This window comes from Mycolicibacterium helvum (assembly GCF_010731895.1).
Classification (GTDB): domain Bacteria; phylum Actinomycetota; class Actinomycetes; order Mycobacteriales; family Mycobacteriaceae; genus Mycobacterium; species Mycobacterium helvum.
Genome location: NZ_AP022596.1, coordinates 1,965,137 through 1,983,949 on the forward strand (window position 1 = coordinate 1,965,137; position 18,813 = coordinate 1,983,949).

Genomic DNA, 18,813 nt, shown 5'->3' on the forward strand with positions numbered 1-18,813 from the left:
CATTCGCACACCGACGGACAATTGGTGTACGCGGCGTCTGGGGCATTGACCACCACCACCGAACGAGGGACATGGATCGCACCTGCCACCCGGGTGACATGGACACCGCCCGGATTCGTCCACTCCCATCGCTTTTACGGGCGGACCGATGTACGTCTTGTCATCATCCCTGCCGAACTGTGTGATGGCGTGGTTGCCTTTCCCAGCGTGTTCGTGGTGACTCCGCTACTGAGAGAGGCGCTGCTCGCCCTGACCGGTCGGCGGGAAGTCCGCCCCGGCAGTTACGAACGCCTGCGAGCGGTGTTGATCGATGAGCTCGGCGAGGCCCCGGATCAGTCGTTGCATCTGCCGGAGCCGTGCGACGACCGTCTGCGTACGGTCACGGGCCTTCTGCACGACGATCCTGCGATCTCACTGAACCTGAGCGAGCTAGGTCGCGCTGCGGGAGCAAGCGAGCGCACTCTCAGCCGTCTCTTCCACACCGAACTAGGCATGAGTTTTCACCGTTGGCGCACTATTTTGCGCGTACACCACGCGCTCGTGCATCTGACCAACGGGAACTCCGTCACAGACACCGCGACCAAATGCGGCTGGTCTAACACCACAAGCTTCATTGACGCGTTCACCGCCGTCGTCGGCCAAACGCCAGGTCGCTACCAAGCGGAACTTCGCCAAGGCAGCTGATCAACGTCAGCTCCGTGCCGAAATCCGTTGGCGCTCTGGCACGCAACCGCCCATGCCGGCCCGGCGAGCAACGCGCTGCCGCGATGAACGAACCCCGCCTCATAGGTAATTCGCAAACACAAAATCGTCCGCAATCCTCCTTGCGCGCTTCGCCGGGCTGGGTTTCAAGATTTTCTGCACGACGCGGCCTGCGACAAGTCTTTGCGCGCGATGTGTGAGAGAGACCCCAAGCCGTGTTTTCGGATGTATCAACCGAATACGACCTGGGCTCAATCTATTCTGCGACGCCTCGACATACGGGCGCACAAGACCTTCGTAACTATCAAAGGCGTGCGCATGATCCGCGCTCCTTTTGATTTCGCCAGCGAGCACATACGCTCCGACGATAGATAACGCCGTGCCCGCCCCAGTGAACGGCGTCGGGCAACAAGCAGCGTCGCCGACCAGAACGAACCGACCCTTCGACCAGCTCGACGCTTGAACCTGGCTCATCGGGCCGAAGTAAAAATCGTTGACCTTGTCCAGATCCGCACTGATTCGGTCGGCGACGGTGCCTCGACCTCTCAGCGCTTGGCAAAGCAACTCCCGCCTCACACCGGGCTCATCATCATTGATGCCAGTTTCGTTCCTGAGGAAGGTCACGAGGACCGTAGTCTCTGCCTCGTTTCCCGGCCTCAGAGTAATGAACGTTCCCCCAACACCATTTACCGAATGGGCCCATTTATCATCCTCGGGACGTCGTGGGATCTTGAAGAACGACATGTACGCCCCCAAGTAACGGAAGTGGGTCTCCGCGGCCAGTACCAAACCCCTGGTCGAAGAATTGATACCCTCGGCGCAGATTACAAGCTCAAACTCCTCGCTCTCACCATTATCAAAATTCACCGATATGCAATCATCCTTCTCATCAAGACCAGTGACGAAGCGCCCGAATCGATATTCACAGTCGTCTTTCGTGGCTTCAAACAGTACCTGCGCGAAATCGCCCCGAAGGATTTCAAAGTCGCTGGTAAGGCATGCGAATGCGCCCTTCGGAAGCACCGCCACCACATTCCCAGCAGCATCAAGATATTTCTGGCCTTTTTCCTGCGTATTCCGTGCTTCGATCCTTTCGGACAGGGCCATCCGGTCGACGACTTGTTGACCCGCACCTTTGATATCGACGTTCTGACCGCCGTCCCTTAGTGCACGAGCTTTTTCTACGATGACGACAGAATAGCCATATTGGTTCAGCCAGTACGCGCACGTGGGGCCGGCGATGCCTGCACCACAGACCAAGATCTTCTTTGTTATCTCCACAATATCCTCACAATTCCGGTCGTTGCGATCGACGTGTAGAGGATGGTCCCCTAAATGAATCGGGGAGCACTACCGGAAATGTGTCATTCGATGCCGGAAACCCGCCAAGCTATGACACCGCATAGTTTCAAATAAGTTGAAGTAATGGGGATGAAGAATCTTTAGCTGTACTGACTCATCCCTGGTGCCTACCGTCATCCCCATGACCTCACCCCTGCTCGTCGGATTTCTGACGTCCTTCACCCTGATTGCCGCCATCGGCGCGCAGAACGCGTTCGTGCTGCGCCAGGGCATCCGACGCGAGCACGTCCTCGCGGTGGTCAGCGTGTGCGCGGTCTCCGACCTGTTGCTGATCACCGCCGGCATCGCCGGAATCGGGGCGGTCATCACCGCCCACCCCCAAACGGTGACCGTCGCCAAGATCAGCGGCGCGGGCTTTCTGTTCGTCTACGGTGCGCTGGCGGCCCGCCGGGCCATGAAACCGTCGACCATGGCACCGGCTCAGAACGGCTCGGCCCGCCTGATCTCGGTTGTGCTGACCTGCCTGGCGATGACGTTTCTCAACCCCCACGTCTACCTGGACACCGTCGTGTTGCTCGGCACACTGGCCAACCAGCACGCCGACAGTCGGTGGTTGTTCGGCATCGGCGCGGTAACCGCCAGCGTGGTCTGGTTCTTCGGGCTTGGGTTCGGCGCGCGCCGGCTTTCCGGCCTGTTCGCCGTCCCGCTGACGTGGCGAATTCTGGACGGCCTGATCGCGGTCACAATGGTTGGGCTCGGCATCTCGCTGGTGGTGAGCTAATCTCGCGCCGTGAGGGCGCAGTGGACGAGGCGCGGGTTTCTTGGGGCCGCCGGCGCGGCGGGCGCGCTGCTGGCCGCGGCGTGCTCATCGGACGGCTCGAGTGATGACGCCACCCCCACAACGGTGACCATCAAGCACCTCTTCGGCGAAACCACCATTCCGGCACCGCCCACGCGCGTCGTCAGCGCCGGGTTCACCGAGCAGGACGATCTCCTCGCGGTCGGCGTCGTACCCATCGCCGTGACCAACTGGTTCGGTGACCAACCGTTCGGGGTGTGGCCGTGGGCACTGCCCAAACTCGGATCCGCCCAACCCGTTGTGCTCAACCTGGACAACGGAATTCAAGTGGACCAGATCGCCGCGCTCAAGCCCGACCTCATCGTGGCGATCAACGCAGGCCTCGACGCCGACACCTACAAGAAACTGTCGGCGATCGCACCGACCATCGCCCAGTCCGATGGCGACGCCTTCTTCGAGCCGTGGAAGGTCCAAGCCACCGCGGTCGGAACCGCGGTGTTCCAGGGGCGCCAGATGAAGCAGCTCGTCGCGGGCGTCGACGACAAATTCGCCGACGTCGCGAAGAACAACCCCGCGTTCAAGGGCAAGAAGGCATTGCTGCTGGCCGGCAGTTTCGTTGGCGACACCCTGACCGCGACGCTGCCCGGGTGGCGCACCGAGTTCCTGACCGCGATGGGCTTCCAGGTTCCCGACAGCATTGGCGCCTACGCCGCCGACGACAACCGGGCCGCCATTCCCCGCGACAAACTCGCCGAGGCCCTCGATTCCGCTGATGTGCTGATCTGGTCCACCGAGAGCGACGCCGATCAGGCTGCGCTGCTGGCTGACCCGTCCGTTGCCGCCCTGGCGGCCACCAAAGCCAACCGGAACGTCTTCACCGGCAAGGACCTCGCCGGGGCGATCGCGTTCGCGTCGCCGCTGTCCTATCCGGTGGTGGCCGATCAACTGCCACCGCTGCTGTCCAGCGCGCTGCGCTGACCAGTCGTGCTTGGATAACATCTGTGACGAGCAGCCCTGACACCGCGCGCCCAGCCGCCCCGACCCCTGGATTCGCTCAAGTCGGCTCGCTCTACTATCCGGGCCTCGTCGCCGTATTCACCGCGCTGGTGATCATCTCCAACGTCACTGCCACCAAGGGGGTCGCGTTCGGGCCCGTGATCGGGAACTGGTCGATCATCACCGACGGCGGCTTCATCGTCTTCCCGTTGACCTACGTGATCGGGGACGTGCTCTCCGAGGTGTATGGGTTCAAGGCCGCGCGGCGGGCGATCGTCCTCGGCTTCGCGATGAACATTCTGGCCGCGCTGGCATTCTGGGTGACCATCTATCTGCCGGCCGCCGACTTCTACACCAATCAAGAACATTTCGAGAACATCGTCCACGCCTACACCCAGTTGATCGTGGCCGGCCTGGCCGGTTTCATCGTCGGCCAGACGATCAACGCCTGGACCGTCGTCAAGATCAAGGCCCGCACCAAGGAGAAGCACCTGTGGGCGCGGCTGGTCGGCTCAACCTTCGCCGGGCAACTCGGTGACACCCTGGTGTTCTGCAGCATCGCCGCCGGCGCCATCGGCATCAACTCCTTCGGCGACTTCGTCACCTACACCGCACTGGGATGGATCTACAAGACCGCCGTCGAAGTGGTCATGCTGCCCATCACCTACCGGGTGATCGGGTACATCAAACGCCACGAGCCGACGTACACCCAGCTGGTCTGACGTATGAGTCGGTGAACGAGTGTGGCGACAGATCTCGTGGTGACCACCACAATCCGTGACTACGGCGACCAGGGGTTGCTGCTCGAATGCGAGTCGACCGAGCAGGTGCTGACACTGGCCGCGGGACTGCGCCAAGCACAGCTGTCCGGAGTGCTCGACATCGTCCCGGCCGCCCGCACCGTCCTGATGAAGCTCGCCGATCCGCAACACCAGGCACCTACCCGTCAGCGACTTCTGCGGCTACACATCGACGCCCCTGATCCGGGCGATCACCGGGGCGCAGACGTCGACGTGGTGATCGAGGTGGTCTACGACGGCACCGATCTCGCCGACGTCGCCGCGCACACCGGCATGGACATCGCCACCGTGATCGAAGCGCACACCGCCACACCCTGGCAGGTCGGATTCGGTGGATTCGCGCCGGGTTTCGCCTATCTGGTCGGTGGCGATCCCCGCCTGGCGGTGCCCCGGCGCAGCGACCCGCGCACCGCCGTACCGGCCGGATCAGTCGGACTGGCCGGCGAGTTCAGCGGCATCTACCCGCGCCAGTCGCCCGGTGGTTGGCAGCTGATCGGACGTACCGATGCGGTGCTGTGGGATATCGACCGGCCGCGGCCGGCACTGCTGGAACCCGGCATGTGGGTTCAGTTCCAGGCGATCACCGGCACCCCCTGATGATCGCGCTGGAAGTGTTGCGGACGGGGCCGTTGGCTCTGCTCGAAGACCTCGGCCGGCCGGGCCTCGCCCACGTCGGCGTGACGCGCTCCGGGGCGGCCGACCGCCGAGCCCACCGGTTGGCCAACCGACTGGTGGCCAACCCAGACGACCGCGCCACCGTCGAGATCACGCTCGGCGGATTCGCCGCACGGGTGCACGGCGGCGGCGTGGACGTCGCGGTGACCGGGGCCGACACCGATCCTGCCGTCGGCGGAATTCCTTTCGGCACCAACAGCATTCACCACGTCCAGGCGGGCGAAGTGATTTCGCTGGGTGCCCCACACGCCGGCCTGCGCAGCTATCTCGCGGTTCGCGGCGGCATCGCCGTTGACCCGGTGCTGGGGTCTCGCAGTTACGACATGATGTCGGCGATCGGACCCCGCCCGCTGCGCGACGGCGACATGCTCCCGGTGGGCGCCCATACCGGGGGCTATCCCGAACTCGACCAGGCCCCGGTTGCCGCCATCGCCGAGGACCTGATCAAGCTGCGCGTGGTGCCAGGCCCACGCGACGACTGGTTCACCGACCCCGACGCCCTCGTCCACACCGACTGGGTGGCCACCGACCGCAGCGACCGGGTCGGCATGAGGCTGGCCGGGCGGCCGCTCGCCTACCGCTGGCCCGACCGCCAGTTGCCCAGCGAGGGCGCCACCCGCGGCGCGATCCAGGTGCCGCCCAGCGGTCACCCGGTGATCCTGGGCCCCGACCACCCGGTCACCGGGGGCTATCCCGTCATCGGTGTGGTCACCGATGACGACACTGACACGGCCGCGCAGATCAGGCCGGGCCAGACAGTGCGACTGCACTGGACCCGGCCGCGTATCGCAGCGGCGAGCTCCCCGGGCTGGTAGAGCTGAGGGTGTGCACGCGCAGGTCCACACCGCCCGGCTGGTTCACACCAGCGACCTGGACACCGAGACCCGCCACAACGCCCGGCAGATGGTTACCGAGGCGTTCGCCGAGTGGACCGAGTTCACCGATTCGGACTGGGAGCACGCCCTGGGCGGGATGCACGCCGTCATCGTCCATCGTGGTGTGCTGGTCGCACACGCGGCCGTCGTGCAACGGCGGCTGCTTTACAACGGCGCAGCGCTGCGCTGCGGCTACGTAGAAGGCGTCGCGGTGCACGAAGACTGGCGCGGGCAGGGCCTTGCGCACGCCGTGATGGACGCGATCGAACAGGTAATCCGCGGGGCCTATCAGATCGGGGCACTGAGCTCGAGTCCCATCGGGGAGAAGATCTACCGTCCCCGCGGCTGGCTGAACTGGCAGGGCCCAACCTCCGTCCTTGCGCCCGGCGGGCCGGCCCGCACGCGAAAGGACGACGGCTCGATCTTCGTCCTGCCGGTCGACATCGATGTCGACACCAATTCCGGACTGACCTGCGACTGGCGCGACGGCGACGTCTGGTAGCGACGCCGATAGATAGTTGACGGAATATAACAGCCCGTGTCGTTGTTCCGATCTGCCCGCGTGCACGCGGACGGCACCTTCGGGGACTAGCTGCACCGCAACAACTCTGAGCCATTCCGCGCTCAGCCAGGCCGTCGACCAGCAAACCTGTGAAGTGGCCGTGAGCGAGATTAGCCTGGGCTTTGATTGCCGCTACATAGCACGCGTGATATAGATACCGGGTGGGAAATCAGCTGACCGATCAAGACGTCAGCGAGTGCGTCGGCGATGCCCTCGACCAAGCAATGGATCTGACGATCCGGTTCCTCGCCGACCGTGCCGACCTGAGCGCATCCGCGGCATTCACGCTCAACCAGGTGTGTCGCGAAGGTCCTATCCGGTTGACCACGCTGGCCGCCAAAGAGGGCGTCAGCCAGCCATCGATGACCCAGTTGGTCCAGCGGTTGGAGCGCGCGGGGCTGGTGAGCAGGCTTGCCGATCCTGACGACGGCCGGGCCTGCTTGATCGCCATCACGGACCAGGGGCAGGCGTTGCTCAACGAGCGCAAGCGCATGCGCCGGGAACGGCTGGCGACGTTGATCGCAACACTGACCGACGAGGAGCAGGCGGCGTTGTGGCTCTCTTCGCGAGTTGCGTTCCCGCTCATCTGCCAGCTCGCTGCAAATGCCGGCGGCGCTACTGAAGCGGCCGCACCGCGGCCGGTGGCTTGACGGAAGGTGTTCGGGTGAAAGCTATTCCGGTGGGTCGCGTACTGAAACGCATCTGGATCCCGGTGGTCCTCGTGGTGGTGCTGGCGGTCTCCGGCCTGGTCGTTTCGCGTCTGCACAAGAAGTTCGGGTCGCAGGACCTGAACGCCGGCGCCGGTGCGGGCATCGAGATCGTCCAGTTCAATCCCAAAGTGATGGTCTACGACGTCTATGGCGCGCCGGGGACCACCGCACAGATCAGTTATTTCGACCCGGAAGCCAAGGTGCACACCGTCACCGTGCCACTGCCCTGGTCGATCACCCTGTCGACAACGTTGCCTGCCGTCAGCGCCAGCCTTATGGCGCGAACGGATGGCGATCAGATTGGATGCCGCGTCACCGTGAACGGAACCGTCCGTGAAGAGCAATCGGCCGATGGCATCAATGCCCAGACCTACTGCCTGGTGAAGTCCGCATGACCCACACCGTCACCGCGGCCGAATCCGCCAGCAAGCCAAAGCGGCCCGCTGTGCCTCACCTGATCCGCATCCTCGCCTGGCCGATCGTCCTGTTCTGGGTCGCGATAGCCGTTCTGGTGAACGTCGTCGCGCCTCAGCTCGAGGTCGTCGGCGAATTGCACTCGGCGCCGATGGCGCCCGAGGACGCCCCGTCGATGCGGGCGATGAAGCTGATGGGCGCCAACTTCCAGGAATTCGACTCCAACAGCACGATCATGATCGTGGTGGAGGGTCAGAAGCCGCTCGGCCCGGATGCGCACCAGTACTACGACGAGATCATCCGCAAGCTGGAGCAAGATCCCGAGCACATTCAGCACATCCAAGACTTCTGGGGCGACACGTTGACGGCCGCAGGCGCCCAGAGCGCGGACGGCAAAGCGTCTTACGTGATGTTGAACCTCGCCGGTGAGCAAGGCCAGACCCTGGCCAACGAAGGTGTCGACGCCGTCCGCAAGGTCATCAAGGAGACCCCGGCCCCGCCCGGCGTGCAGGCGTACGTCGCAGGCCCCGCTGCGCTCACCGACGATATGCACGTCATCGGCAATGCCAGCCTTATCCAGATCACTCTGATAACGCTGATCGCAATCGCGGGCATGCTGCTGGTGGTCTACCGCTCGATCCGGACCACTCTGATCCAGTTGTTCCTGACGTTCCTCGGACTGCTGACTGCGCGTGGCGTGGTCTCAATTCTGGCCACCCACGGCGCATTTGGGCTGACCACGTTCGCCGGCAACATCCTCACGATGCTGGCGATCGCCGCAGCCACCGACTACGGCATCTTCATCTTCGGTCGATATCGCGAGGACCGCGGCATGGGGTTGGACCGCGACGACTCCTACTACGCCACCTTCAAGTCCGTCGCGCCCGTCATCGTCGGCTCGGGACTGACGATCGCGGGAGCGACGTACTGCCTGAGCTTCGCCCGCCTGCCGTACTTCACCACCATGGGTGCCCCCGTCGCGATCGGCATGCTCGTGATCGTGGCCATCGCCGTCACGCTCGGGCCGGCCGTGCTCTACCTGGGCAGCCGCGTCGGACTGTACGAGTCCAAGCGACCACCACAGAGCAGATTCTGGCGGCGGGTCGGCACCGCCGTGGTGCGCTGGCCCGCACCGATTTTCGTGGCAAGCCTGTTCGTGGTGCTGATCGGCCTGGTGGCAATTCCCGGCTACAAGCCGGCCTACAACGACCGCTACTACCTGCCCACCGATGCCCCGGTCAATCAGGGCTTCGCCGCCGCGGACCGGCACTTCAGCCAGGCCAGGATGAATCCCGACATCCTCATGGTCGAAGCCGACCACGATATGCGCAATCCCGCCGACATGCTGGTGCTGAACAAGATTGCCAGCAATGTCATGCACACCGAGGGCATTGCGATGGTGCAGAGCATCACCCGGCCACTGGGTATTCCGATCCAGCACAGCTCGATTCCGTTCCAGACGAGCGTGGCGGGCCAGACCACCAACATGAACCTGCCGTTCCAACGGGATCAATTGGACAACCAGCTCAAAACCGTTGATTCGATGAATGTTTCGATCGACATCCTGGAGAAGCAGTACCAACTCTCCCTCAAGCAGACCCAGCTGACCCAAGACTCGGCAGCCCGGTCAGAGGATCTGCTGGAGACCACCAAGGCGCTGCGCGACAACATCGCGAACTTCGACGACCAGTTCCGACCCATGCGGAACTACTTCTACTGGGAGCCGCACTGCTTCGACATCCCCCTGTGCGCAGCGGCGCGATCCCTGTTCGACTCCCTTGACGGGATCGATGAGGTGACCGATAAAACCCAAGGGGTGCAGGGCAACACCGACCAGCTGGCGGCACTCGCACCGCAGCTGACCGCACTGCTGCCCCAGACGATCGCGTCGATGAAGGTCAGCAGAGACCTGGCGCTGGCGTCATACAACTCGCAGAAGGCGCTGCTCGATCAGATGCAGGCGACCAACGACACGGCGCTGGCGATGGGGGAAAGCTTCGATCAGGCCAAGAACGACGATCTGTTCTTCTTGCCGCCGGAAGCCTTCCAGAATCCCGACTTCCAGCGCGGTCTGAAGATGTTCCTCTCACCGGACGGCAAGTCCACCCGCATGTTCATCACCCACGAGGGCGACCCAGCCACTGTCGACGGCATCGCCCGGGTCGACTCGGAGCGCAAGGCCGCGCAGGAGGCCTTGAAGATGTCCTCCCTGTCAAACGCCAAGATTCATCTCGGCGGGGTCGCGGCCACCTATAAAGACATGTCCGACGGCGCGAGATACGACCTGCTGATCGCCGTGGTGTCGTCGCTGACGCTGATCTTCATGATCATGCTCATCCTGACCCGAAGCGCCGTTGCCGCATTGGTGATCGTCGGAACCGCCGGCAGCTCGATCGCCGCATCCTTCGGTATCTCGGTGCTGATCTGGCAGGACCTGTTCGGGGTGCAGGTGCAATGGCTGGTCATGCTGATGTCCGTCATCATCCTGTTGGCGGTCGGCTCGGACTACAACCTGCTGCTGGTCTCCCGGTTCAAGGATGAGATCCACGCCGGCTTGAAGACCGGCATCATCCGGTCCATGGCCGGCACGGGTGGTGTGGTGACGTCGGCCGGTCTGGTGTTCGCCGCCACCATGGCCGGGATGATGGGCAGCAAGCTGATCGTGCTGGCCCAGATGGGTTCGACGATCGCCATCGGCCTGCTGATCGATACCTTCATCGTGCGGTCGCTACTGATGCCGTCGATCGCGACGATGCTCGGCCGGTGGTTCTGGTGGCCGCAGGTCGTGTACCCCCGTGGCGACAACCACTTCCGCAAGCCGACGCCGCCGCGGGCGTCGAGCGACGACGTCGACACGGCGGCGCTGCCCGCGCAGGCGTAGCCGCTGGCAGCTAGCGCCAGCGGTCCAGGATCTCGTTGGCCCGCACCGACAGCGCGCGCTGCCAGAACGGCCCGAAGCTGATCCGCGCCACCCCAAGTGGCCCGAACCAGGCCGGGTCGTCAGACTCCGGTATCGCGATCGCGTTGATCGGTAGCGGGAGATCAGTGGCCAAGCGGCGCAACGTTTCCGGTTCGTGTCGGCCCACCGGGTAGAGCACGTCGGCGCCCGCCGCGGCGGCCTCGGCCAGCCGCGCGATGGCGCGGTCAACCCGATCGGCATCGTCACCGTCATTACGCAGGAACAGATCGGTGCGAGCGTTGACGACCACATGGACCCCGGCCTTATCCGCGGCGGCCCGCAACGAGCCAACCAGTTCGGCGTGCTCGGCCGATGACCGCAGCCGCTTACCTTCGCTGTGCACGGTGTCCTCGATATTCAGGCCAACCGCCCCGGCGCCAAGCAGCCCCTCGATCAGGCGCTCACCGGGTTGTCCGTAGCCCGATTCGATATCGACCGACACCGGCACGTCCACGGCGGCAGTAATCTGGGCGACCCGGGCAACGACGTCGTCGAAACCCATGCCTTCGCCGTCGGGCTTACCGACCGAGTCGGCCAGTGGATGGCTTCCGACGGTCAGCGCGGCAAATCCGGCTTCCACCGCCAGTGACGCCGACCAGGCATCCCACACCGTGGGGAGCACCACGGGGTTTCCCGGCTGATGCAACGCCAACAACGCTCGAGCATGCTGCGCAAGACTGCTCTGACTGGGCACCCCGGCACCTCTCCTTGAGTTTTTCGTTCACACTGGCGGCCTACTGGCGGTGCAACACGGCTGTCGCAGCGCCATTCCCGACGTGACCTGTCTCACGTTGAGTTCCAAATGTGGCTAGCATCGATTGTCGTACTGTGATCCATGACACCTTCAGCCCAAGGAGGTCCCGTTGTCTACCACTACCGAACTTGCCGAACTTCACCATCTGATTGGTGGATTGCGACGTTGCGTGGCCTCGTTGAAGTCGCGATATGACGACAGTCCGGCAATGCGCCGAATCGTCAACGACGCCGAACGCATCCTCAATGACGTGGAACTTCTCGATATCGACGCCGATGAGCTTGCCCTAACCCAGCAAACAGCAGTCATTGCCGGAGAGAAGATCGGAATTCCGGACACGCCATACGACAGCACCTTCTGGCGGGACGTCGACGACGAGGGCGTTGGCGGCCACAGTCGCCGCTGACCCCGATTTAGCCGGGTGCCGTGATCTAGGTACCCTCCGATGAGTTAATGCGAAGGGGATCACAGTAGATGAGCGCACCTGCGGGTAACCGCCCTGCGACCGGCGTCTTCTCACCCGGCCGTGCCCAAATTCCGCAACGTACGCTGCGGACCGACAACTGGCTGAAATCACCCATCCTCACGGACCTGGGTTTCGCCGCGTTCGTCATCTACGCGACGGTGCGCGCGTTCCAGCGGGACCACTTCTTCGTCCCGCAGTACCACTACCTGACGCCGTTCTACTCGCCGTGCCTGAGCAAGGCGTGCGGTGAGGCAAGCGACTTCTGGCCGCAGATCCTGCCCGCCACCGGGCCGCTGTCGTTGCTGCCGTACGCGTTTCTGTCACTGCCGTTCCTGCTGCTGTTCCGGCTGACCTGCTACTACTACCGCGGCGCCTACTACCGTTCGGTGTGGCAGTCCCCGACCGCCTGCGCAGTGGCTGAGCCGCACGCGAAATACACTGGCGAGACCCGCCTTCCGCTGATCATCCAGAACACCCACCGGTACTTCTTCTACATCGCTGGCGCCATCTCGCTGATCAACACCTACGACGCAATCGTCGCCTTCCACTCCGAGGACGGGCCCGGCGGCTTCGGATTCGGCCTGGGCAACATCATCCTGGTCGGCAACGTCGTCATGCTGTGGGTCTACACGATCTCCTGCCACTCCTGCCGCCACGTCACCGGTGGCCGGCTCAAGCACTTCTCCAAGCATCCGGTGCGGTATTGGATCTGGACCCAGGTCAGCAAGCTGAACACCCGGCACAAGCTGTACGCCTGGATCACGCTGGGCACCCTGATGCTCACCGATTTCTACGTCGCACTGGTGGCCAGTGGCACCATCTCCGATCTGAGATTCGTCGGCTGACGCTGAGATCCATTGACTGACTGAATTTTTCCGAACCATAGCTTGAGCGAGGTCAAATGACGGTTGAGGTCGAACGGCATTCCTACGACGTGGTCGTGATCGGTGCCGGCGGCGCGGGCCTACGAGCGGTCATCGAAGCCCGGGAACGGGGTTTGAAGGTCGCCGTGGTGACGAAGTCGCTCTTCGGTAAGGCGCACACCGTCATGGCCGAGGGCGGTTGCGCCGCGGCAATGCGCAACGTCAACACCAAGGACAGCTGGCAGGTGCACTTCGGTGACACCATGCGTGGCGGCAAGTTCCTCAACAACTGGCGGATGGCCGAGCTGCACGCGCAGGAAGCTCCCGACCGGGTGTGGGAGTTGGAGACCTACGGCGCGCTGTTCGACCGCACCAAAGACGGCAAGATCAGCCAGCGCAACTTCGGTGGGCACACCTATCCGCGGCTGGCACACGTCGGCGACCGCACCGGCCTGGAGATCATCCGCACCCTGCAGCAGAAGATCGTCTCGCTGCAGCAGGACGACAAGAAGGAACTGGGCGACTACGAGGCCCGGATCAAGGTCTTCCACGAGTGCGCGATCACCGATCTCATCAAGGACGGCCCGGAGAATGGTGGGCGGATCGCCGGCGCCTTCGGCTACTGGCGCGAGACCGGCAAGTTCATCCTGTTCGAGACGCCGGCTGTGGTGCTCGCGACCGGCGGCATCGGCAAATCGTTCAAGGTCTCGTCGAATTCCTGGGAGTACACCGGCGACGGGCATGCGCTCGCGCTGCGCGCGGGATCCGGCCTGATCAACATGGAGTTCATCCAGTTCCATCCGACCGGGATGGTCTGGCCGCTGTCGGTGAAGGGCATCCTGGTCACCGAGGGTGTCCGCGGTGACGGCGGAGTTCTGAAGAACTCCGATGGCAAGCGGTTCATGTTCGACTACATCCCCGAAGTGTTCAAGGGGCAGTACGCCGAAACCGAGGAAGAAGCCGATCAGTGGCTCAAGGACAACGACTCCGCGCGCCGCACCCCTGACCTGCTGCCTCGCGACGAGGTCGCCCGCGCCATCAACGACGAGGTCAAGGCCGGTCGCGGCACGCCGCACGGCGGCGTCTACCTGGACATCGCCTCGCGTATGCCCGCCGAGGAGATCAAGCGCCGCCTGCCATCGATGTACCACCAGTTCATCGAGCTGGCCGAGGTCGACATCACCAAGGACATGATGGAGGTCGGTCCGACCTGTCACTACGTGATGGGCGGCATCGAGGTCGATCCCGACACCGGCGCCGGCTCGACACCCGGCCTGTTCGCAGCCGGCGAGTGCTCCGGCGGTATGCACGGCTCGAACCGGCTCGGTGGCAACTCGCTTTCTGACCTGCTGGTGTTCGGCCGGCGCGCCGGACTCGGTGCCGCCGACTATGTGCGGGCGCTCTCCGCACGCCCTGCCGTGACGGACGAGGCGATCGACGCGGCCGCCAAGCTCGCGCTGTCGCCGTTCGAGCCGAAGGCCAACGCCGAGAATCCCTACACCCTGCATGCCGAGCTACAGCAGTCGATGAACGACCTGGCGGGCATCATCCGCAAGGAAGGCGAACTCGAAGAGGCGCTCGCCAAGATCGACGAGCTCAAGGCGCGCTACGCCAACGTCGTCGTCGAGGGCGGACGGGTCTTCAACCCCGGGTGGCACCTGGCGATCGACATGCGCAACATGCTGCTGGTCAGCGAGTGTGTGGCCAAGGCCGCGCTGCAGCGCACGGAAAGCCGTGGCGGACACACCCGTGACGACTTCCCGAAGATGGACGCCCACTGGCGCAATAAGTTGCTGGTCTGCCGGGTCGCACCCGGGGAGGCCGATAGCGTCGTGCCCGACGTGACGGTGACGCCTGAGCAGCAGCCCGTGATGCGGCCTGATCTGCTGGCGACGTTCGAGCTGTCCGAACTCGAGAAGTACTACACCGAAGATCAACTAGCCGAGCACCCTGAGCGGAAGGGCTGAAAATGGCTGCTTACGACGCGAAACTGCGGGTTTGGCGCGGCGATGAAACCGGCGGCGACCTGCAGGACTACACCGTCGAGGTCAACGACGGCGAGGTGGTGCTCGACATCGTCCACCGGCTGCAAGCCACGCAAGCCGGTGACCTCGCGGTGCGGTGGAACTGCAAGGCAGGCAAATGTGGTTCGTGTTCTGCCGAGATCAACGGGCGGCCACGGCTGATGTGTATGACCCGGATGTCGACGTTCGGCGAGGACGAGGTCGTGACGATCACGCCGCTGCGGACCTTCCCCGTGATGCGCGACCTGGTCACCGACGTCTCCTTCAATTACGAGAAGGCGCGGGAGATCCCGTCGTTCACTCCCCCGAAGGACCTGCAGCCCGGCGAGTACCGCATGCAGCAGGAGGATGTGAACCGCAGCCAGGAATTCCGCAAGTGCATCGAGTGCTTCCTGTGCCAGAACGTGTGCCACGTCAACCGTGACCACGAGGAGAACAAGAAGTCTTTCGCCGGCCCGCGTTATCTGATGCGGCAGGCCGAATTGTCGATGCACCCGCTGGACACCCTGGACCGTCGCAATATGGCCCAGGAAGAAAACGGCCTCGGCTTCTGCAACATCACCAAGTGCTGCACCGAGGTGTGCCCCGAGCACATCAAGATCACCGACAACGCGCTGATCCCGATGAAGGAGCGCGTGGCCGACGCCAAGTACGACCCGATCGTGTGGCTCGGCAATAAATTGTTCCGGCGCGATAAGTAGTCAAAGCCTCGGCGAGCGGGCCGCGAGATTTCCCCAGGGATTTCTCGCGGCCCGTTCCTCTAGGCAGCTATCTGGGTAGCCTCGAACCATGGGTAGCGTGCACAGCGTCAACGACATTCGCACAGCGATCCGCGAGCTGACCGTCCGCGCCGAACTGGCTCTCAAAGAGGGTCGGCCCCACGACGCGGCCGAGATCGAGCAGCGCATCGCCGCGTATCGCGAAGAACTCGGCGAGAAACCCTGACCCGCGCGGCGGGACCAGGCTGGGCTAAGCGCCCAGTCTGTGGAAGGTGCTGCGGTGGAACACAATCGGCGGAACGTTGTGCACCGTGATGTTCGTGACCGCCAGGACGACGATGGTGTGGTCGCCGGCCGGCACCAGCTGCTCGATCGAACTCTGCAACCACACGCTGGTGCCGTGCACGAAGACCGCACCACTCTCGTGCGAGTGGGTATCCAACCCGGCAAAGCGATCCCCGGTCTTGGCTGCCAGGGTTCGCGCCGCGACGTCATGCGACTCACCGAGAAGGCTGATCCCCAGAGACGGCAGGTCCTTCAGCTTCGGCCAGGTCTCCGAATTGTTCTGCACACAGAACGAGACCAGCGGCGGATCCAGCGACACCGGCACGAAGGTGCTGGCGGCCAGACCCACCCGAACACCGTCGACCTCCGCGGCGATAGCGATGACACCAGACGGAAAATGCCCGAACGCCTCACGCAGCGAGGTGGGGCTCAGCTCTGTGTTACTCATAACACAGCCATTTTCACATGTGACGGTGCGCCGCGGCCATAGCAGGGTCAGGCCTGATTCAAATACCCGTTGAGTAGCCTAAGGCCGTGCCGAACGTTTCAATCCTGTCCGTGCTGCGCGAACGCGCTGGTCTGACACCAGACGACGTCGCCTTCACGTTCACCGATTACGACCGGGATTGGAACGGAATAGCCCAGAGCTTGACCTGGTCGCAGGTGTATCGCCGGACCCTGAACGTCGCGCAGGAGATCAGCCAGCACGGAGTCCCCGGCGACCGGGCACTGATCATCGCTCCGCAGGGTCTGGCCTACATCGTTGCGTTCCTGGGCGCCATGCAGGCTGGTTTCATCGCCGTCCCGCTGTCGGTACCGGTACCGGGTTCTCATGACGAGCGGGTCAGCGCCGTGGTGACCGATACGTCGCCGACGGTGGTCCTGACGACCTCTGAAGTCTTCGAGGTCGCCGCACAGTATGTGGACGACGGCGCCGCCGTGATAGCCACGATCGCGGTGGACACGCTCGATCTGGATGCCACCAGAGCTGTCGACCCCGAGATACCCGACGGACCGGATATCGCCTACCTGCAGTACACCTCCGGCTCGACCCGGTTGCCGGCGGGGGTGATGATCTCGCACCGCAACATGAGCGCGAACTTCGAACAGTTGATGGCCGACTACGTGCCGCACTTCGGTGGCGAGTTCCCACCGGGAACCAGTCTGGTCTCCTGGCTGCCGTTCTACCACGACATGGGGCTGATGCTCGGGATCGGTGCGCCGATCTTCAGCGGGCACCCGGCAGACCTGATGAGCCCGATCGCGTTCCTGTCCCGGCCGGCGCGATGGTTACACGCCATGGCCCGCCAACCGAAGGCGTGGTCGGCCGCACCGAACTTCGCGTTCGACCTCACCGCACGACGCGCCACCGATGAGGAACTGGACGGCATCGACCTCAGCGGGGTCATCGGCATCATCAACGGAGCCGAACGCATCCACCCCGAGACCGTGGTCAGATTCAACGAACGCCTCGCCCCGATCGGCCTTCGCCCCGAGGTGATGGCACCCTCCTACGGCCTGGCCGAGGCGACGGTCTACGTCGCCAGCAGCACCGCGAATCAGGTGCCGGAAGTCGTCGACTTCGACATCGACGAGCTGTCTGCGGGCGTGGCTGTGCGCAAACCCGGTGGGGCACCATTGCTGCGGTACCAGCTGCCGGACTCGCCATTGGTACGGATCGTCGACGCCGATACCTGCCAACTGTGCCCGGATGGCATCGTCGGCGAGATCTGGACGCATGGTGAGAACGTCTCCGCCGGCTACTGGCGCAAGCCGGAGCAGACCGGGTCCGCGTTCGGCGCGACGCTGATCGACCCGCCCAAGGACATCCCGGGCATTCCGGAGAACGGCTGGCTGCGCACCGGCGACCGGGGATTCGTCTCCGAGGGTGAACTGTTCATCGTGGGGCGCATCAAAGACATGCTGATCGTGCGTGGCCGCAACCACTACTCGGAGGACATCGAGTCGACGGTGCAGAAGATCACCCGGGGTCGGGTGGCTGCCATCGCGGTGTCCGATGAACAGAGCGAGGCGCTGGTGACCATCGTCGAGCTCAAGAAGCGTGCCGATTCCAACGAGTACGCAGAAGTGAAAACCAATGTCATCGCAGCGATTTCGCGTGGCCACGGCTTGCAGGTCGCCGATATCGTGCTGGTCGAACCAGGGTCGATCCCGACGACGACCAGTGGCAAGATCCGCCGGGCAGCGTGCGTCGAGGAGTATCGCCATGGACAGTTCGTCCGGTTGGATGCGTAGCTGATCTCCCCGATGTGGTTCGCCCTCTTGGTGATGGCGGTCGCGGTCAGTCTGGAACCGTTTCGCATCGGGATGGCGGTCCTGATGCTGAATCGGCCCCGCCCCCATCTGCAGCTTGCCGCTTTCCTGTGCGGCGGCTTCGTAATGGGCCTGACCGTCGGCGCGGTGGTGTTGTTCGCGCTGGAGTCCCGGATCCCGGCGTCGGCTCATTTCACCCTGCCCAGGGTGCAGATCGTGATCGGGATGCTGGCGCTGCTGGCGGCGGGGATCCTGGCCGTCACCAAGGGCCGTGACCGCACCGCGCCGGCGTGGCTGAGCCGTCTGCTCGACGGCCAGTCACTGTGGGTGGCCGGCGTGGCCGGCCTGGGTATCGCGCTACCTTCGATCGACTACCTGGCCGCACTCGCCGTCATCGCCGCCGGCGCGGCCGCCCCGGCTGTCCGGTTCGGGGCGTTGGTGACGTTCAATGTGGTGGCGTTCGCGCTGGTGGAGATTCCGCTGCTGGCCTATCTGGTGGCCCCGCAGCGCACCCGCGCAGCGATGACGGCACTGCACGGCTGGGTTCGTGCCCGGCGCCGCCGCGAAGTCGCCGTGTTATTGGCCGTCGTTGGTGTCGTGCTGCTCGCGGCAGGCCTACTCGGCGTGTAGAAAG

20 protein-coding genes are annotated in these 18,813 nt (G+C 64.1%); 17 read left to right on the top strand and 3 right to left on the bottom strand.

The annotated features are described in order from the left end of the window. Window positions 1-45: 45 nt before the first annotated feature. Window positions 46-684: a helix-turn-helix domain-containing protein gene (locus G6N38_RS09130; protein ID WP_246227810.1), complete on the top strand. Its 639-nt coding sequence runs from the start codon at window positions 46-48 to the stop codon at window positions 682-684. Window positions 685-783: 99 nt separating this feature from the next. Here the strand turns inward: G6N38_RS09130 and G6N38_RS09135 are convergent, their stop codons facing one another. Then, window positions 784-1,983, bottom strand: coding sequence for an FAD-dependent monooxygenase (locus G6N38_RS09135; RefSeq protein ID WP_163747236.1), 1,200 nt, complete (start codon window positions 1,981-1,983; stop codon window positions 784-786). A 202-nt stretch (window positions 1,984-2,185) separates the two neighbouring features. Between G6N38_RS09135 and G6N38_RS09140 the strand changes: the two genes are divergently transcribed. The 9 genes from G6N38_RS09140 to G6N38_RS09180 all read left to right on the top strand — a co-directional run bounded on the left by G6N38_RS09140 (window position 2,186) and on the right by G6N38_RS09180 (window position 10,716). Continuing rightward, the gene (locus G6N38_RS09140; protein WP_163747237.1) at window positions 2,186-2,785 is read left to right on the top strand and encodes a LysE/ArgO family amino acid transporter; all 600 of its coding nucleotides are present in this window, start codon (window positions 2,186-2,188) and stop codon (window positions 2,783-2,785) included. A 9-nt stretch (window positions 2,786-2,794) separates the two neighbouring features. Next, window positions 2,795-3,781, top strand: a complete 987-nt coding sequence (locus tag G6N38_RS09145; protein ID WP_163747238.1) for an ABC transporter substrate-binding protein — start codon at window positions 2,795-2,797, stop codon at window positions 3,779-3,781. 23 nt (window positions 3,782-3,804) lie between these two features. Beyond that, entirely contained in the window at window positions 3,805-4,521 is a 717-nt protein-coding gene (locus G6N38_RS09150; protein WP_163747239.1) for a queuosine precursor transporter, read from the top strand. Between the two features lie 21 nt (window positions 4,522-4,542). Continuing rightward, a complete protein-coding gene (locus G6N38_RS09155) occupies window positions 4,543-5,196 on the top strand; it encodes a 5-oxoprolinase subunit B family protein (RefSeq protein ID WP_246227814.1) in 654 nt (217 codons plus the stop codon). Then, a complete protein-coding gene (locus G6N38_RS09160; protein WP_179968549.1) occupies window positions 5,196-6,089 on the top strand; it encodes a 5-oxoprolinase/urea amidolyase family protein in 894 nt (297 codons plus the stop codon). Before G6N38_RS09155 ends, G6N38_RS09160 begins: the two co-directional genes overlap by 1 nt. 10 nt (window positions 6,090-6,099) lie before the next feature. Beyond that, a complete protein-coding gene (locus G6N38_RS09165; RefSeq protein ID WP_163747240.1) occupies window positions 6,100-6,651 on the top strand; it encodes a GNAT family N-acetyltransferase in 552 nt (183 codons plus the stop codon). A gap of 221 nt (window positions 6,652-6,872) precedes the next feature. Then, window positions 6,873-7,361, top strand: a complete 489-nt coding sequence (locus G6N38_RS09170) for a MarR family winged helix-turn-helix transcriptional regulator (RefSeq protein ID WP_246227816.1) — start codon at window positions 6,873-6,875, stop codon at window positions 7,359-7,361. A gap of 14 nt (window positions 7,362-7,375) precedes the next feature. Beyond that, complete coding sequence (locus G6N38_RS09175; RefSeq protein WP_163747241.1) at window positions 7,376-7,816, top strand: MmpS family transport accessory protein; 441 nt, start codon at window positions 7,376-7,378, stop codon at window positions 7,814-7,816. Continuing rightward, a complete protein-coding gene (locus G6N38_RS09180; protein WP_163747242.1) occupies window positions 7,813-10,716 on the top strand; it encodes an MMPL/RND family transporter in 2,904 nt (967 codons plus the stop codon). The genes G6N38_RS09175 and G6N38_RS09180 overlap by 4 nt, the downstream gene beginning before the upstream one ends. Before the next feature lie 10 nt (window positions 10,717-10,726). On the opposite strand, the gene G6N38_RS09185 is transcribed toward G6N38_RS09180, so the two are convergent. After that, window positions 10,727-11,488 carry an isocitrate lyase/PEP mutase family protein gene (locus tag G6N38_RS09185; protein ID WP_163747243.1) on the bottom strand — a complete coding sequence of 254 codons (762 nt, stop codon included), beginning with the start codon at window positions 11,486-11,488 and terminating at the stop codon, window positions 10,727-10,729. 169 nt (window positions 11,489-11,657) lie between these two features. Between G6N38_RS09185 and G6N38_RS09190 the strand changes: the two genes are divergently transcribed. The 5 genes from G6N38_RS09190 to G6N38_RS30220 all read left to right on the top strand — a co-directional run bounded on the left by G6N38_RS09190 (window position 11,658) and on the right by G6N38_RS30220 (window position 15,846). Next, complete coding sequence (locus G6N38_RS09190; protein WP_163747244.1) at window positions 11,658-11,954, top strand: Rv0250c family protein; 297 nt, start codon at window positions 11,658-11,660, stop codon at window positions 11,952-11,954. A gap of 68 nt (window positions 11,955-12,022) precedes the next feature. Continuing rightward, window positions 12,023-12,859 (top strand): succinate dehydrogenase subunit SdhC, encoded by an 837-nt coding sequence (locus G6N38_RS09195; RefSeq protein WP_163747245.1) that lies wholly within the window; start codon window positions 12,023-12,025, stop codon window positions 12,857-12,859. 56 nt (window positions 12,860-12,915) lie between these two features. Beyond that, a complete protein-coding gene (locus G6N38_RS09200; RefSeq protein ID WP_163747246.1) occupies window positions 12,916-14,844 on the top strand; it encodes a fumarate reductase/succinate dehydrogenase flavoprotein subunit in 1,929 nt (642 codons plus the stop codon). Window positions 14,845-14,846: 2 nt separating this feature from the next. After that, window positions 14,847-15,602, top strand: coding sequence for a succinate dehydrogenase/fumarate reductase iron-sulfur subunit (locus G6N38_RS09205; protein ID WP_163747247.1), 756 nt, complete (start codon window positions 14,847-14,849; stop codon window positions 15,600-15,602). A gap of 88 nt (window positions 15,603-15,690) precedes the next feature. After that, a complete protein-coding gene (locus G6N38_RS30220; RefSeq protein ID WP_170314159.1) occupies window positions 15,691-15,846 on the top strand; it encodes a hypothetical protein in 156 nt (51 codons plus the stop codon). A gap of 24 nt (window positions 15,847-15,870) precedes the next feature. On the opposite strand, the gene G6N38_RS09210 is transcribed toward G6N38_RS30220, so the two are convergent. Continuing rightward, window positions 15,871-16,353 (bottom strand): flavin reductase family protein, encoded by a 483-nt coding sequence (locus tag G6N38_RS09210; RefSeq protein ID WP_163747248.1) that lies wholly within the window; start codon window positions 16,351-16,353, stop codon window positions 15,871-15,873. An 86-nt stretch (window positions 16,354-16,439) separates the two neighbouring features. On the opposite strand from G6N38_RS09210, the gene G6N38_RS09215 reads away from it, so the two are divergent. Together G6N38_RS09215 and G6N38_RS09220 are read left to right on the top strand one after the other, a co-directional pair. Further along, the gene (locus G6N38_RS09215) at window positions 16,440-18,161 is read left to right on the top strand and encodes an AMP-binding protein (RefSeq protein ID WP_163747249.1); all 1,722 of its coding nucleotides are present in this window, start codon (window positions 16,440-16,442) and stop codon (window positions 18,159-18,161) included. A 12-nt stretch (window positions 18,162-18,173) separates the two neighbouring features. Further along, a complete protein-coding gene (locus G6N38_RS09220) occupies window positions 18,174-18,809 on the top strand; it encodes a GAP family protein (RefSeq protein ID WP_163747250.1) in 636 nt (211 codons plus the stop codon). Window positions 18,810-18,813 lie beyond the last annotated feature (4 nt).